Source organism: Phenylobacterium sp., assembly GCF_035569475.1.
Lineage (GTDB): Bacteria > Pseudomonadota > Alphaproteobacteria > Caulobacterales > Caulobacteraceae > Phenylobacterium.
The window spans coordinates 25424-39078 of record NZ_DATMNA010000046.1; the positions used below are offsets into that span (position 1 = coordinate 25424).

Genomic DNA, 13655 nt, shown 5'->3' on the forward strand with positions numbered 1-13655 from the left:
CACAGGCTGGCCGGGACCCTAATGGGGAGGTCGCCGCGCCGCTAGGGCCACTTGGCGGTTAGGTTAGGTGGTCCTCCTCCCGCAAGGGGAGAAGGATCAGGGAGCGACTCATCTATTGGCGATGAAGGCCTCGATGCCGTCGAGGACGCGCTGCAGGCCGAACTCGAAGTTGCGCTCGTGGTCGGGCGGCGGCATGCGGCCGGCCTTGAAGGCCTCGCCGATCTTCACCGTGGTGGGGTAGCGCGCGGGGTCGACCAGGCCCTCCAGCAGGGGGGTGTTCATGGCCCACCACTGCTCGTCGGTCATTCCGGTCTGCTTCTCGATCTCGCGGGCCTCGAGCGCGCCGCGCACCGCCCCGCGAACATAGTCGCCGACCAGGGACGTGACCTGGTCCATCTCGGTTTCCGAAAGACCTATGCCGTCGATAGCGCTGAGTGTCGCCTCGACGCGGGCGAGGACGTTGGGGCCGAGCGGCGGGCGGTGGACGCCCACCTGCAGGAACCAGGGGTGGCGTTGCGCCATGGCCCAGCGCTGGCGGGCGATCATGGTGAGGCGGCCGCGCCAGCCGCCGTCGGCGTCGGGCGCCGGATCCTCGCCGGCCACCCGGTCCAGCATCAGGTCGACAAGCTCGGCCTTGGACGGGACGTAGGTGTAGAGCGACATGGGGGAGATCCCCAGGGTCTCGGCCAGGCGGCGCATGGAAATGGCGCCCAGACCCTCGGCGTCGGCGAGCTGGATGGCGGCGGCCACGATCTCGTCCACCGAGTGGCGCGGCTTGGGCCCGCGGCGGGCCGCGCCGCCCGGGCTCGCGCCCGCCACGCCCCACAAGAGCGCGATGCTTCGCCCCGGATCGCCGCCGCCTGAGAACTCCGTCGCCATGGGACCAAATTGCACGGCGAATAATACTTTACAACATACGGAGTTTGGCTCAGAGGAGGGCCGCAACGCGCCCGGCAGAGGCGGGGCAGGGGATTCTTCCGGGATTTGGGCCGGCCTGGGGCGTCAGGCCGGGGGACTTCGCGGGCCGGAATCTGCCGGAGCCCGCGTCACTGGGCTTGTGTATTCATGTCGCTAGACGTCCGTATTCGGGCTCTGCATCCAATGCGGTTCTCCGCGGCGACTAGGGGCGAAAGCTCCTCCCTGTCCGCCTCGATGTCGCCTGCGTCCCGCTCCCGGATCCCCGCCATGCGTTCCCGTGTCTCCGCCGTTCTGATGGCCTGCCTGGCTCTCGGCGCCTGCGCCCATGCGCGCCCGGCCGACGTGGCCATGCCCGCCGCCTTCGAGGGCGCCAAGGGGCCGGCGGACCGCGCGCCGCCCGGGTCGATCGACCTCGACCGCTGGTGGCTGGCCTTCAACGACCCGCAATTGAACGGGCTGATCGAACAGGCCCTGGCCCGCAACCCCGACGCCCGCAGCGCCGCGGCGCGCCTCACCGAGGCCCGCGCCAATCGCATCGAGTCGCTGACCCACTACCTGCCGCAGGGCGACGTGACCGGCTCGACGCGGAGCACCGACACCCACCAGCTCGCGGGCACGGTGTTCAACTTCCCGGGCTTCTCCTCTTCGGGCGTCTCCAACGCCTCTTCGGCCAACCTGAACGTAAGCTGGGAGGTGGACATCTTCGGCCGCTTCCTGGCGACGCGGCAGGCGGTCAACGGCGACATCGCCGCGGCCCGCTTCAACTACGAGGGCGCGCGCGCCAGCCTGGCCGCCAATGTGGCCGACGCCTATTTCTTGGCCCGCGGGCTGGCCATCCAGCTCGCCGACGCGCGCGAGTCCCAGCGCATCCAGCAGGAACTCTACGACACCGCCGCCAAGCGCGGGGCGCTCGGCCTGGCGCCGACCTCCGACGCCGACCGGGTGGCGGGCGACCTGGCCCAGGCCAAGGCGCTGGCCGAGGGCCTGGAAGCCCAGTTGCAGGCCGAGCGGCGCACCCTGCTGATCCTGGCCGGGCGCATCGTCGAGCCCACCTCGAACATCGCCGTCGAGGCCAGCGTCGGCGAGCTGCCGCCGGTCCCTGACTCGCTGCCCAGCGAACTCCTCAAGCGCCGGCCCGACGTCCGCGAGGCGAGCGCCCGGGTGGCCGCGGCCACGGGCCGTTCGCAGACCGACATCCTGGCGCTGCTGCCGGTGATCAACTGGACCCCCGGCCTGGCCTGGTCGAAGCAGTCGCAACCGGGCTTCTCGGTCACCACCCAGTCGGTGATCGCCGGCGGGGCCATCACCCAGCCGCTGTTCTCGATCCCCAAGCTGCTGGCCGAGCTGAAGGCCCAGAACGCGCGGACCGAGCAGGCGGTGATCGCCTACGAGAAGTCGGTGCAGACCGCCTTCGCCGACTCGGAGGGCGCCCTGGTGAATCTCGACGCCGACCGCCGGCGGGTGGCCCTCCTCACCGACGGCGAGGCCCGCGCCGCGCGCGGCTACCGGGCGTCGAAGCTCGGCTACGACCGCGGCCTCACCGACCTGCAGACGGCGCTCAGCGCCGAGCAGTCCTGGCGGTCGACCCGCTCGCAGTTGACGGGCGCGCAGGTGCAGGCCGCCCGCCGCACCATCCAGGTCTACAAGGCGCTCGGCGGCGGCTGGCCCGCCGAACGCTTCCCCACCGACAAGCAGGCCCGCTGAGACGTGACCCGCATGAAACGACTCCTTCCCCTCCTGCCGCTGATGGCGGCGCTCGCGCTGGCCGGCTGCCACAAGCTCGCCGCCAAGACGACGGAGGCGCAGACCGCCCGGGCGGTGCGCGTGGTCACGGTGGCCGACATGCCGATCACCGGCGCCCTGGCCGCGTCCGGCGACCTGGTCCCGCGCGAGGAAGCCGCGGTGCTGCCGGAAGTGGGCGGCTACCGGGTGTCCCGGGTGCTGGTCGACGTCGGCGACACGGTGAAGAAGGGCCAGACCCTGGTCACCCTCGACCCCGCCCTGGTGCAGGCGCAGCTCGCCCAGGCCGAGGCGGTCGCCGCCCAGGCCCAGGTCCAGGCCCTGCAGGCCGCCGACCAGGCCAACCGGGTGAAGGACCTCGACAACGCCGGGGTGCTGAGCCAGGAGGCCATCGACCAGCGCCGGTTCCAGGCGCGCGCCGCCCAGGCCACCGCCAACGCCCAGGCTGCGGCGCTGAAGGACCTGCGCACGCGGATCAGCAAGCTGTCGGTCTCCGCGCCGGTCTCGGGCCTGGTCCTGGAGCGCACCGTACGCCCGGGCGACATGTCGGCCACCGCTTCCACCACGCCCTGGTTCCGGCTGGCGCGCGACAGCGAGATCGAGCTCGCCGCCCAGCTCTCCGAAGACGACCTGGCGAAGATCCGCCCCGGCCAGCACGCCGACGTGACCCTGCCCAGCGGCGCCGTGGTCCAGGGCGTGGTGCGCCTGGTGAGCCCGCAGATCGACAACGCCACCAAGCTGGGCGTCGTGCGTGTCCACTTGCCGGTCGGTCGCGATATCCGCGCCGGCGGCTTCGGGCGCGCGGTGTTCAACGAGGTGTCCGGCCTGGCGTTGGCCGCGCCGGAGACGGCGATCCGCTACGACGCCGACGGCGCCAGCGTGATGGTCGTGGGCCCTGACAACCGGGTGAAGCACTACCCCGTCCAGACCGGCCAGCGCGGCGGCGGCTATGTGCAGCTCATCAAGGGGCCGCCGCGCGGCTCGCACATCGTCCAGAACGCCGCGGCCTTCCTGCTCGACGGCGATCTCGTGAAGCCGACGGACGCCGCGGATCCCCCGGGGTCCTTCGCCGCGCCGGGCAAGGTCGCGCGCAAATGAGCGAATCCCAGGGCCGCCATTTCGCGATCTCCGCCTGGGCGATCCGCAACCCGGTGCCCGTCGCGGTGCTGTTCCTCGGCCTGATCATGGCCGGGCTGATTTCCTACATGGGCCTGCCGATCAAGCAGTACCCGAACATCGAACTGCCGGTGATCGCGGTCACGGTGACCCAGAACGGCGCCGATCCCGGCGAGATGGAGACCCAGATCACGCGCCCCGTCGAAGACGCGGTGGCCGGGGTCAGCGGCATCAAGAACATCCAGTCCACGGTCACCGACGGCGTGTCGACGACCTCCATGGAGTTCGAGATCGGCGAGGACCTGCAGAAGAAGACCGATGAGATCCGCACCAAGATGGCCTCGGCGCGGGCGATCCTGCCGCGCGACATCGACGAGCCGATCATCCAGCGGATCGAGATCGACTCCGCCGCGCCGATCCTGACCTACGCGGTCTCCGCGCCGACCATGACCGACGACGAGGTCTCCTGGTTCATCGACGACACGGTGGCGCGGACCCTGCAGGCCGCCAACGGCGTCTCGCAGATCAACCGCGTCGGCGGGGTCAGCCGCGAGATCAACGTGGTCATCAACCCCGACCGCCTGGCCGCGCGGGGCCTGACGGCGACCCAGGTGAACACCGCCCTGCGCGGTTTCGTCACCGATTCACCCGGTGGGCGGGTGAACGTCGGCGGCCGCGAGCAGACGCTGCGGGTCTATTCCAACCCTGCGACGGTCGCCCAGATCCGCGACATGACCATCCCGACCGGCTCCGGGCGCTTCGTGAAGCTCTCCGACGTGGCGGACGTGGGCGACGGGGCGTCGGAGGTGCGCGGTTTCGCGCGCCTGAATGGCCGGCCGGTCGTGGGCTTCCAGGTTTCCAAGACCAAGGAAGCCTCCGACGTGGTGACCGAGGACGCGGTCGAAAAGGCCATCGTCCAGCTCGAGAAGAAGAACCCGCAGGTGAAGGTCACCAAGATCTTCTCCTCGGTGACCAACACCCGGGCCGGCTTCAAGGCCACCGAGCACGTGCTGGCCGAGGGCATGTTCCTGGCCGCGCTGGTGGTGCTGTTCTTCCTGCGCGACTGGCGCGCGACGGCGATCACCGCGGTGGCCATGCCGATCTCGCTGATCCCCACCTTCTTCGTGATGAAGCTGCTGGGCTTCTCGCTGAACATGGTGACGCTGCTGGCGCTCACCCTGGTGATCGGCATCCTGGTCGACGACGCCATCGTCGAGATCGAGAACATCGAAAAGCGGGTCGCCCGGGGCCTGCGGCCCTACCAGGCCGCCATGGAAGGCGCCGACGCCATCGGCCTGGCGGTCGTGGCGACCACCATGGCGATCGTGGTGGTGTTCACGCCGGTGAGCTTCATGCCCGGGATCCCGGGCCAGTTCTTCAAGGAGTTCGGCCTGACCGTGTCGGTCGCGGTGCTGTTCTCCCTGGCCGTGGCCCGCCTCGTGACGCCGCTGATGGCCGCCTACCTGCTGCGGCCCAACGTAACGCCGCATGAGCGCAAGGCCTTCAAGGGATTCTACCGGAACGTCCTGGAATGGGCGCTGGCCCACCGGATCGTCGCGGCCTTCCTGGGCTTCGTGCTGTTCGTGCTGTCGCTGATGCTGTTTCCGCTGCTGCCGCAGGGCTTCCAGCCGGCCGGCGACCCGGACTTCCTCTACGTGGATATCCAGGGACCGCCCGGCGGCTCGGTGGCCGATATGGAGGATACCGCGCGGCGCATCAACGACGTCTTCTTCGGGCAACCGGAAGTCACCGGGGTGTTCATCCAGATCGGCTCCAACGCCAGCGCGTCCTTCGGCCCGAACTCGGGCGGCGGCGGGGGCGGCGATCTGCGCAGCGGTACGGCGACCATCCTGCTGAAGACCGACCATCGCCCGCCGGGCGACGAGATCAAGAACCGGCTGCGCGAGAAGCTGCGCGCCATTCCCGACGCGCGCCTGAGCTTCCTGGATTTCCAGGGCGCCGCCGGCTTCCAGCAGATTCTGACCGGCGACAATCCGGAGAACCTGACTCGCGCGGCCCATGAGCTCGAGAGGGAGATGCGCAAGCTGCCGGAGCTGGCGGACCCGCACCCGTCCAAGCCGCCCGAGGCCCCGCAGATCGTCATCCGGCCGAAGACCGAGGAGGCGGCCCGGCTGGGTGTCTCGTCCGACGCCATCGCCACCATCGTGCGCGTGGCCACGGTCGGCGACATCGACGCCAATGTGGCCAAGTTCAACGAGGGCGAACGGCGGATCCCGATCCGCGTGCGCCTGCCGCAGGATGCGCGGGCCAACATCCAGCGCATCGCCAACCTGCGCGTGCCTACGGCCAACGGCGGGACCACGACGCTGTCCAGCGTGGCCGACATCGGCTTCCAGGCCGGGCCGGCGCGCATCGACCGCCTGAACCGCGAGCGCCAACTCACCGAGCGGGCCGAGCTGAACGGCGTGGAGATGGGCCAGGCGCAGAAGGCGGTGAACAACCTGCCGATCATGAAACACCTGCCCAGCGGCGTGCGGCCGGCCGCGGTCGGCAACCAGCAGGCCATGGCCGAGCTGTTCGGCGGCTTCCTCGCCGCATTCGCAGCCGCCGTCTTCCTGATGTACGCGGTGCTGGTGCTGCTCTTCCGGAGCTTCTTCAAGCCGGTGATCATCCTGACCGCCCTGCCGCTTTCGTTTGGCGGCGCGTTCTTCGGCCTGCTGCTCTTCAACCTGTCGCTGTCGATCCCCTCGCTGATCGGCTTCCTGATGCTGATGGGCCTGGCGGCGAAGAACTCCATCCTGCTGGTCGAATACGCCATCGAGCGCGAGCGCGACGGCCTGAGCCAGCATGACGCGATCCTCGAGGCCTGCCGCGAGCGGGCTCGCCCGATCATCATGACCACGGTGGCGATGGCGGCCGGCATGCTGCCTACCGCCTTCGCCCTGGAGAAGGGCTCGGAGTTCCGCCAGCCGATGGCCGTGGCGGTGATCGGCGGGCTGATCACGTCCACCATGCTGTCGCTGGTGCTGGTGCCGGTCGTCTACCGCTTCGTCGACGACTTCGAGCAGTGGCTGAGGCCCAAGCTCGCCCGGCTGATCACCCCGCGCATGCCGGTGGGCGAGCCCGCGCCCGAGGACCGGCTCTAGGCTGGTCCCTGCGGTCCGCGGGCGTCGCGGGCGCGGCGGCCGCGGGCGCCCAGGGCCAGGGGGCGGTTCAGCGCCTTGCGGTACTCGTCGCGCTTCTCGTGGATCGAGGCGATCACCAGGCCCATGGGCACGCCCAGGTCGACCAGCAGGCTCTCGGAAAGCTGCAGGCTGGCCTCGATGGTCTCCGGCACGGCGTCGGTGACGCCCAGGGCGTACAGCCGCCCGGCGTGGCGGGCGTCGCGGGCGCGGGCGACGATCATCAGGTCGGGGCGAAGGTCCCGGGCGGACGCCACCACCGCCTCCGCCCCGTCGGGGCTGTCCATGGTGACCACCAGGGCGGGCGCGCTGTCCAGGCCGCAGCGGCGCAGCAGCTCGGGCCGCGAGGCGTCGCCGAAGTAGATCGTCTTGTCCTCCCGCCGGGCGGCGTCCACCAGGCGGGTGTCGCGCTCGATGGCGGTCCAGGGCACCGCGTGGTGGGTCAGCATCTCGGCCACCAGCCGGCCGACCCGGCCGAAGCCCACGATCAGCACCCGCGCCTCGGAGCCGCGCGGCAGGGCGGGCGGCTGATGCTCGACCGGCGCGGTGACGGCCGCGCCCTGGCCGATCCGCGCCCCGAGCGCCGTGAGCGCGGGAATGGCGAACATGCTCAGGGTCACGGCGGTCAGCGAGGCCTGGCCCGTGCCCTCCGGTAGCAGGCCCGCGGCCGTCGCCTGGGTGACGACGATGAAGGCGAACTCGCCGCCGGCCGCCAGCGCCAGGCCGGTCTCCAGCGCGCCGCGGGCCCTGAGCCGGAACAGCCGCGCCAGAAGGGCCACGGAGCCGGCCTTGAGGGCGATCAGGGCCGCGGCGATGCCCAGCACCAGCAGCGGCTGGCGGAACAGCAGGGACAGGTCCAGGCCGATCCCCATGGACAGGAAGAAGAGGCCGAGCAGCAGGCCCTTGAACGGCTCCACCGTGACCTCGACCTCGTGGCGGTACTCGGTCTCGGCCAGCAGCAGGCCGGCGATGAAGGCGCCCAGGCCCATGGACAGCCCCGTGGCGGCCGCCACCAGGCCCGCGCCGATCACCACCAGCAGGCTCGCGGCCACGAACAGCTCCGGGCTGCGGGCCTTGGCCACCGAGCGCATCATGGGCCTGAGCAGCAGCCGTCCGGCCACCGCCAGCGCCAGCAGCCCGCCGACCCGCGGGGCGAGCGCCAGCAGCACCTCCGGCCCCAGGCCCTGGGCCCCGCTGCCGATCACGCTGAGCCCCACAAGCAGGGGCGCCACGGCGATGTCCTGGAACAGCAGCACCGCGAAGACCGCGCGGCCGGCCGGCGACTGCAGCCGCTTCCGCTCCGCCAGCGCGGGCAGGGCGACGGCGGTGGACGACAGCGCCAGCGCCAGGCCCAGGATCGCCGCCACCAGGGGCCGCAGGTGCAGGACCACGATCCCGCCCGTCGCCAGCAGGGCCGCGCCCACGGCCACCTGGGCGCCGCCCAGGCCGAAGACCAGCCGGCGCATGGCGCGCAGCCGCTCCCACGACAGCTCCAGCCCGATGGTGAAAAGCAGGAAGACGACGCCGAACTCGGCGAGCTGGGCCACCTCGGCCGGCTTGCCGACGGTGAAGGCGCCCAGCCACGGCGCCCGCGCCGCCAGCGCGCCCAGCCCCTCGGGCCCCAGCACGACGCCGGCCCCCAGGAAGCCCAGGATCGGCGAGATTTTCAGCCGCGTGAACAGCGGCACCACGACGCCCGCGGTCGCCAGGAAGAGGACCAGGTCCTTGTAGTCGCCGGGCGAGACGTCGTGGGCGGTCATCCCCCATTGGTGCGGGAGGACGCCGGCCGCGGCAAGGCGGCCGGCTCGCGCGAGTGTTAGATCTCCCCCCGCAGGATCTTTGCGTAGAGCTCCGGGTCGACGTTGCCGCCGGAGACCACCACACCCACGGTCTTGCCCTTGGCCTCGACCTTGCCGGTGAGCAGGGCGGCCAGGCCCGCCGCGCCGCCGGGCTCGATCACCAGCTTCAGGGTCGAGAAGGCGTAGCGCAGGGTCTCGGCGATCTCGGGGTCGGTGAGGCCGACGGCGCCGGCGAGGTTGGCCTTGAGGATCGGCCAGGTGATGTCGCCGGTCGCCGGGCTCTCGAGCGCGTCGCAGAGGGTCCGCACGGACGGCTTGATGGTGACGCGCTCGCCCGTCGCCAGGGACTGGGCGAGGTCGTCGTAGGCGCTGGGCTCGGCCCCCCAGATCTCGGTCGTGGGCGAGAGTTCCTTGACCACCAGGGAGACGCCGGACAGCAGGCCGCCGCCGCCGACCGGGGAGACCAGGGTGTCGAAGGTCGCGCCCGCGGCCTTGGCCTGGGCCATCATCTCCAGTCCGGCCGTCCCCTGGCCGGCCACGATGTGCGGGTCGTCGAAGGCCGGAACCACCACCGCGCCGCGCTCGCGGGCGATCTCGGCGGAGATGGCCTCGCGGCTCTCGGTGAGCCGGTCGTAGAGCCTGATCTCGGCGCCGTAGCCGCGGGTGGCGGCGACCTTCACGGCCGGGGCGTCGGACGGCATGACGATGACCGCCGGCAGGCCGAGCAGCCGGGCCGCCAGCGCCACGCCCTGGGCATGGTTGCCGGAGGAGAAGGCCACGACGCCGGCCTTGCGCTGCTCGGGGTCGAGCTGGACCAGCCGGTTGTAGGCGCCGCGGAACTTGAAGGCGCCGACCCGCTGCAGGGTCTCGAGCTTCATCAGCACCCGGCCGCCCAGGCGCTCGTTCAGCGCCGGGCTTTCGAACAGCGGGGTCTCGACGGCGTGGCCCTTCAGGCGCCCGGCGGCGGCCTGGATGTCGGCGAAGCTGACGCTCATTTGGCGAAGACCATGGCGTCGTCGGCGAAGGCCTTGAACTCCAGCGCGTTGCCGGAGGGGTCGAGGAAGAACATGGTCGACTGCTCGCCGGGCTCGCCCTTGAAGCGGGTGTAAGGCTCGATGACGAACCGGGTCCCGGCGGTCTTCAGCCGCTCGGCGAGGACGTCCCAGTCGGCGGGCGACAGGAGCGCGCCGAAGTGGCGAACCGGGACGTTGTGACCGTCCACGTCGTTGGTGGACTTGTGGCCGACCTCATCGGGCGCCAGGTGGGCGACGATCTGGTGGCCGTGGAAATCGAAGTCGATCCATTCGTCGCTGGAGCGGCCCTCGGGGCAGCCCAGGAGGCCGCCGTAGAAGGCGCGGGCCTCGGCGAGATCGCGGACCGGGAAAGCGAGGTGGAAGCGCGGAATGTCCATCTGTGCCTCATGGCGCGCCCGACTGCGGCGCGAAGGCCCGCCTGATAGCGCGAGCGGAGGCTTCGCGGAACCTCTCCCCCCACATGAAATGGGAGGGGAGAGGAGGCTTGAGTCGCCCGCCGCTCTCGTCTACACACCCGCCGCGCCCGGTTCGCCGTCGGCGCCTCAGACCTGATCCAGGCCATCCGCCGAGTCCCTGTCGAAGGGCGGCTGGTTCTCTCCGGCAGGGAGAGGGATCGTATCCAAATGGCCAATGTCACCGTGATCGGCGCCCAGTGGGGCGACGAGGGCAAGGGCAAGCTTGTCGACTGGCTGTCCAACCGCGCCGACGTGGTGGTGCGCTTCCAGGGCGGGCATAACGCGGGCCACACCCTGGTGGTGGGGAACCAGGTCTACAAGCTGAGCCTGCTGCCGTCGGGGGTGGTGCAGGGCAAGCTTTCGGTGATCGGCAACGGCGTAGTGGTCGATCCCTGGCACCTGCTGGAAGAGATCGCCAAGCTCGGCGGCCAGGGCGTGGCGATCGGGCCGGACCTGCTGGTGCTGGCCGACAACGCCTGCCTGATCCTGCCCCTGCACCGCGACCTGGATCAGGCGCGCGAGGCCGCGGCGACCAACAAGATCGGCACCACGGGACGCGGCATCGGCCCGGCTTATGAGGACAAGGTGGGCCGCCGCGCGATCCGCGTCGCCGACCTCGCCGACCGCGAGGCGCTGGAGGCCAAGATCGACCGCCTGCTGGCCCACCACGCGCCGCTGCGCCGGGGCCTGGGCCTGCCGGAAGCCGACGGGGCGGCCCTGCTGGCCGAGCTGGAACGCCTGGCGCCCCTGATCCTGCCCTACGCCAAGCCCGCGTGGCTGCTGCTCGGCGATCTGGTGAAGTCCGGCAAGCGGGTGCTGTTCGAGGGCGCGCAGGGCGCCCTGCTGGACGTCGACCACGGCACCTATCCCTACGTGACTTCCTCCAACACCGTGGCCGGCCAGGCGGCGGCGGGCTCGGGCCTGGGCCCCAAGGGACCGGGCTATGTGCTGGGGATCGTCAAGGCCTACACCACCCGGGTCGGCGAGGGGCCGTTCCCCACCGAGCTCAACGACGAGGTGGGCCAGCACCTGGGCTCGGTCGGCAAGGAGTTCGGCACGGTCACCGGCCGCTCGCGCCGCTGCGGCTGGTTCGACGCGGCCCTGGTGCGCCAGTCGGTCGCCCTGAACGGGATCAGCGGCATCGCGCTCACCAAGCTCGACGTGCTGGACGGATTGGCGACGCTGAAGATCTGCACCGGCTATCGGCTGGCGGATCGGGACTTCAGCTACCTGCCGGCCGGCCTGAAGGCGCAGAGCCAGCTCATCCCCGTCTACGAGGAGATGGAGGGCTGGAGCCAGACGACCCAAGGGGCGCGGTCGTGGCGAGACCTGCCGGCCAATGCGGTGAAATACGTCCGCCGGATCGAGGAGCTGATCGGGGCGCCGGTGGCGCTGCTGTCCACCAGCCCGCAACGCGACGACACCATCCTGATGCGCGACCCGTTCCAGGACTAAATCGCCGGGAGGTCCGAAACGCGGCGTTCGAACGACGTTATCGTCAATTCGATCTTTACTGACGAGGCCCTAGGGTCTGGCCCAGCAGCCGGAGCCCATCCCTTGTTCAACGCCGACGCCAAGGTCATCCAGCGGATGGTTCCGCTGTTGCAGCGGGTGATGATCGTCGATCCGCAGCCGGCGGGCGCGCGGCTGATCGGCGAGCTGATGCGCGACATCGCGCGCTCGCAGGTCTGGGTGGCGGAGACCAACGACAAGGCGATCCGCCTGGCCGGCAGCTACGACCCGCACATCATCTTCGCCGAGATGGGCCCGGCGCCCATCGACGGCATCGCCTTCACCCGCCAGTTGCGCCGCAGCCACCTGGCGGCCCGCTACGCCCCGGTGATCATGGTCACCGGCCAGGCCACGGCCGCCGGCATCCTGGCCGCCCGCGACGGCGGGGTGCACGAGTTCCTGCGCAAGCCCTTCACCCTGAAGGACCTGCTGCGCCGCCTGGAGGCGGTGACGCTGCGCCAGCGCGACTGGGTGGAGGCCGTGGACTACATCGGCCCCGACCGGCGGCGGTTCAACTCGGGCGACTACCAGGGTTCGCTGAAGCGACGCTCCGACGCGCGTGACACCCCGGACAGCGAACGCCTGGCCCAGGCGCTGAAGATCCTGCGTTCGGCCATCGCCGCGGTCGGCAGCGACCCGGAACAGGCCATGCGCTCCATGCAGGCCCAGGTCGTCGACCTGCGCAAATGCGGCATGAGCGTCGCCGACCTGAAGCTGACCACCGCGGCCATCGATTTCGGCCGGGTCCTCGACCAGGTCGAGAAGAAGGGCGCGCCCTACGACCAGGCCCTGCTCACCGACAAGGCCGCCGCGCTGCTGGCCTACATGCCCAAGGACGAGGCGGTCGCGGCCTGAGAACGGCGGCCGCGGGCAGTTGCTTGGCCGCCGCAGAGCGAACCTGCCGGACGTCAGCCGAGTGGGATGAGTTCTAGCGCGCCGGGGTCGCCGGGGCCGGCGCCCGCTCGACCGCGCGCGCGCCGGCCAGGACGTTGGTCATCGCGTAGTTGCCCTCGTGACAGGCGAACTCGTAGAGCGCTGCGTCGGTCGCGACGAACGCCATCTCCGCCCGCCAGGGACGGGTGAAGATCATTGGATCTTCGACGGTGAATTCATATTTCAGCGCGGCGGGCGAGACGCGCGTGAACCGCTCCACGACCCTCGCCCCGGCGGTGAAGAAGAACGGCGCCTGGCTCAACGGGGCGTCCGTGCGCAGGTTGGTGGTTTCCACCACCAGGGTGTCCTTCTCCCAATGACCGATGGAGTCGCCGGTCCAAGGCCGGATCTGGGCGGGCAGGTGCGCCGCGCCGATCCGGATGATCCGCAACTCGCCGTTGTTCTCCGCCATGATCGCGATCTGGTCGCGGGTCTGCACAATCCGGTAGTTCGCGTTGTAGGGGGAGTTCATCATCACCGGCCCCATGGCGCCCCAGCTCGGCAGCAGGCAGCGGTCCCCCGCCACGGGCCGTGACTCAGGACCGTCGAAGGACTCGATCTGGGCTTTGGCGAACACCTCGACACGGCGCTTGCCCTCGGCCGAGTAGGGCAGTTGGCCGTCGTCGGGGTCGACCAGCCAGGAGCTCCGAAATTCGCCGCTCACCCGGGCCAGGTGCGCTCCGTCCCACCACTCGCTCTCGGAGCCGCCGACGTTCGCCGCCGTGCTCGGCGGCGAGTAGCCGGTCATCAGTTTGCGCTCCGCCTCCGCGACATCGGCGGGCCGCACGACCAGGGGCAGGAGCCCGGCCGGGCGTTGCAGCCGCGTGAGCGCATTGTTGTTCCACACGCCGTTCAGGTCGGGCGCGCCATATGCGTTTCGCGGGGCGCGATAGCCCTGCCCCGCGGCGGCGCTGGCTCCCGACAGGCCCAGCAGGCCGGCCAGGAAGAGCACGCAGAACCCGCTCCCGATCGTTTTCAGATCCATGCTTGGAGCCCCCCGACGGA

10 protein-coding genes are annotated in these 13655 nt (G+C 71.0%); 5 read left to right on the plus strand and 5 right to left on the minus strand.

Translation table 11 applies throughout. From position 1 onward, the window contains the following. Positions 1-108: 108 nt before the first annotated feature. Entirely contained in the window at positions 109-894 is a 786-nt protein-coding gene (locus VNW53_RS07770) for a TetR/AcrR family transcriptional regulator (RefSeq protein WP_325554756.1), read from the minus strand. A gap of 291 nt (positions 895-1185) precedes the next feature. Here VNW53_RS07770 and VNW53_RS07775 point away from each other — a divergent pair, with 291 nt between their 5' ends. From VNW53_RS07775 to VNW53_RS07785, 3 genes are read left to right on the plus strand one after another with little or no spacing between them, the layout of a single operon-like run. After that, a complete protein-coding gene (locus VNW53_RS07775; protein WP_325554757.1) occupies positions 1186-2622 on the plus strand; it encodes a TolC family protein in 1437 nt (478 codons plus the stop codon). A gap of 12 nt (positions 2623-2634) precedes the next feature. After that, on the plus strand, positions 2635-3756 hold the full coding sequence (locus tag VNW53_RS07780) for an efflux RND transporter periplasmic adaptor subunit (RefSeq protein ID WP_325554758.1): 1122 nt from the start codon (positions 2635-2637) through the stop codon (positions 3754-3756). Beyond that, positions 3753-6881 (plus strand): efflux RND transporter permease subunit, encoded by a 3129-nt coding sequence (locus VNW53_RS07785; protein WP_325554759.1) that lies wholly within the window; start codon positions 3753-3755, stop codon positions 6879-6881. The genes VNW53_RS07780 and VNW53_RS07785 overlap by 4 nt, the downstream gene beginning before the upstream one ends. Here VNW53_RS07785 and VNW53_RS07790 read toward each other — a convergent pair. From VNW53_RS07790 to VNW53_RS07800, 3 genes are read right to left on the minus strand one after another with little or no spacing between them, the layout of a single operon-like run. Further along, positions 6878-8677, minus strand: a complete 1800-nt coding sequence (locus VNW53_RS07790; protein WP_325554760.1) for a cation:proton antiporter — start codon at positions 8675-8677, stop codon at positions 6878-6880. The genes VNW53_RS07785 and VNW53_RS07790 overlap by 4 nt on opposite strands. A gap of 56 nt (positions 8678-8733) precedes the next feature. Then, positions 8734-9711: a threonine/serine dehydratase gene (locus VNW53_RS07795; RefSeq protein ID WP_325554762.1), complete on the minus strand. Its 978-nt coding sequence runs from the start codon at positions 9709-9711 to the stop codon at positions 8734-8736. After that, positions 9708-10127, minus strand: a complete 420-nt coding sequence (locus VNW53_RS07800) for a VOC family protein (protein WP_325554764.1) — start codon at positions 10125-10127, stop codon at positions 9708-9710. Before VNW53_RS07800 ends, VNW53_RS07795 begins: the two co-directional genes overlap by 4 nt. 246 nt (positions 10128-10373) lie before the next feature. Between VNW53_RS07800 and VNW53_RS07805 the strand changes: the two genes are divergently transcribed. Beyond that, complete coding sequence (locus VNW53_RS07805) at positions 10374-11660, plus strand: adenylosuccinate synthase (RefSeq protein ID WP_325554765.1); 1287 nt, start codon at positions 10374-10376, stop codon at positions 11658-11660. Positions 11661-11762: 102 nt separating this feature from the next. Further along, positions 11763-12572, plus strand: coding sequence for a response regulator (locus VNW53_RS07810; protein ID WP_325554767.1), 810 nt, complete (start codon positions 11763-11765; stop codon positions 12570-12572). A gap of 73 nt (positions 12573-12645) precedes the next feature. Here VNW53_RS07810 and VNW53_RS07815 read toward each other — a convergent pair whose 3' ends face one another. Further along, on the minus strand, positions 12646-13635 hold the full coding sequence (locus tag VNW53_RS07815; protein ID WP_325554769.1) for a hypothetical protein: 990 nt from the start codon (positions 13633-13635) through the stop codon (positions 12646-12648). Positions 13636-13655: the final 20 nt, after the last annotated feature.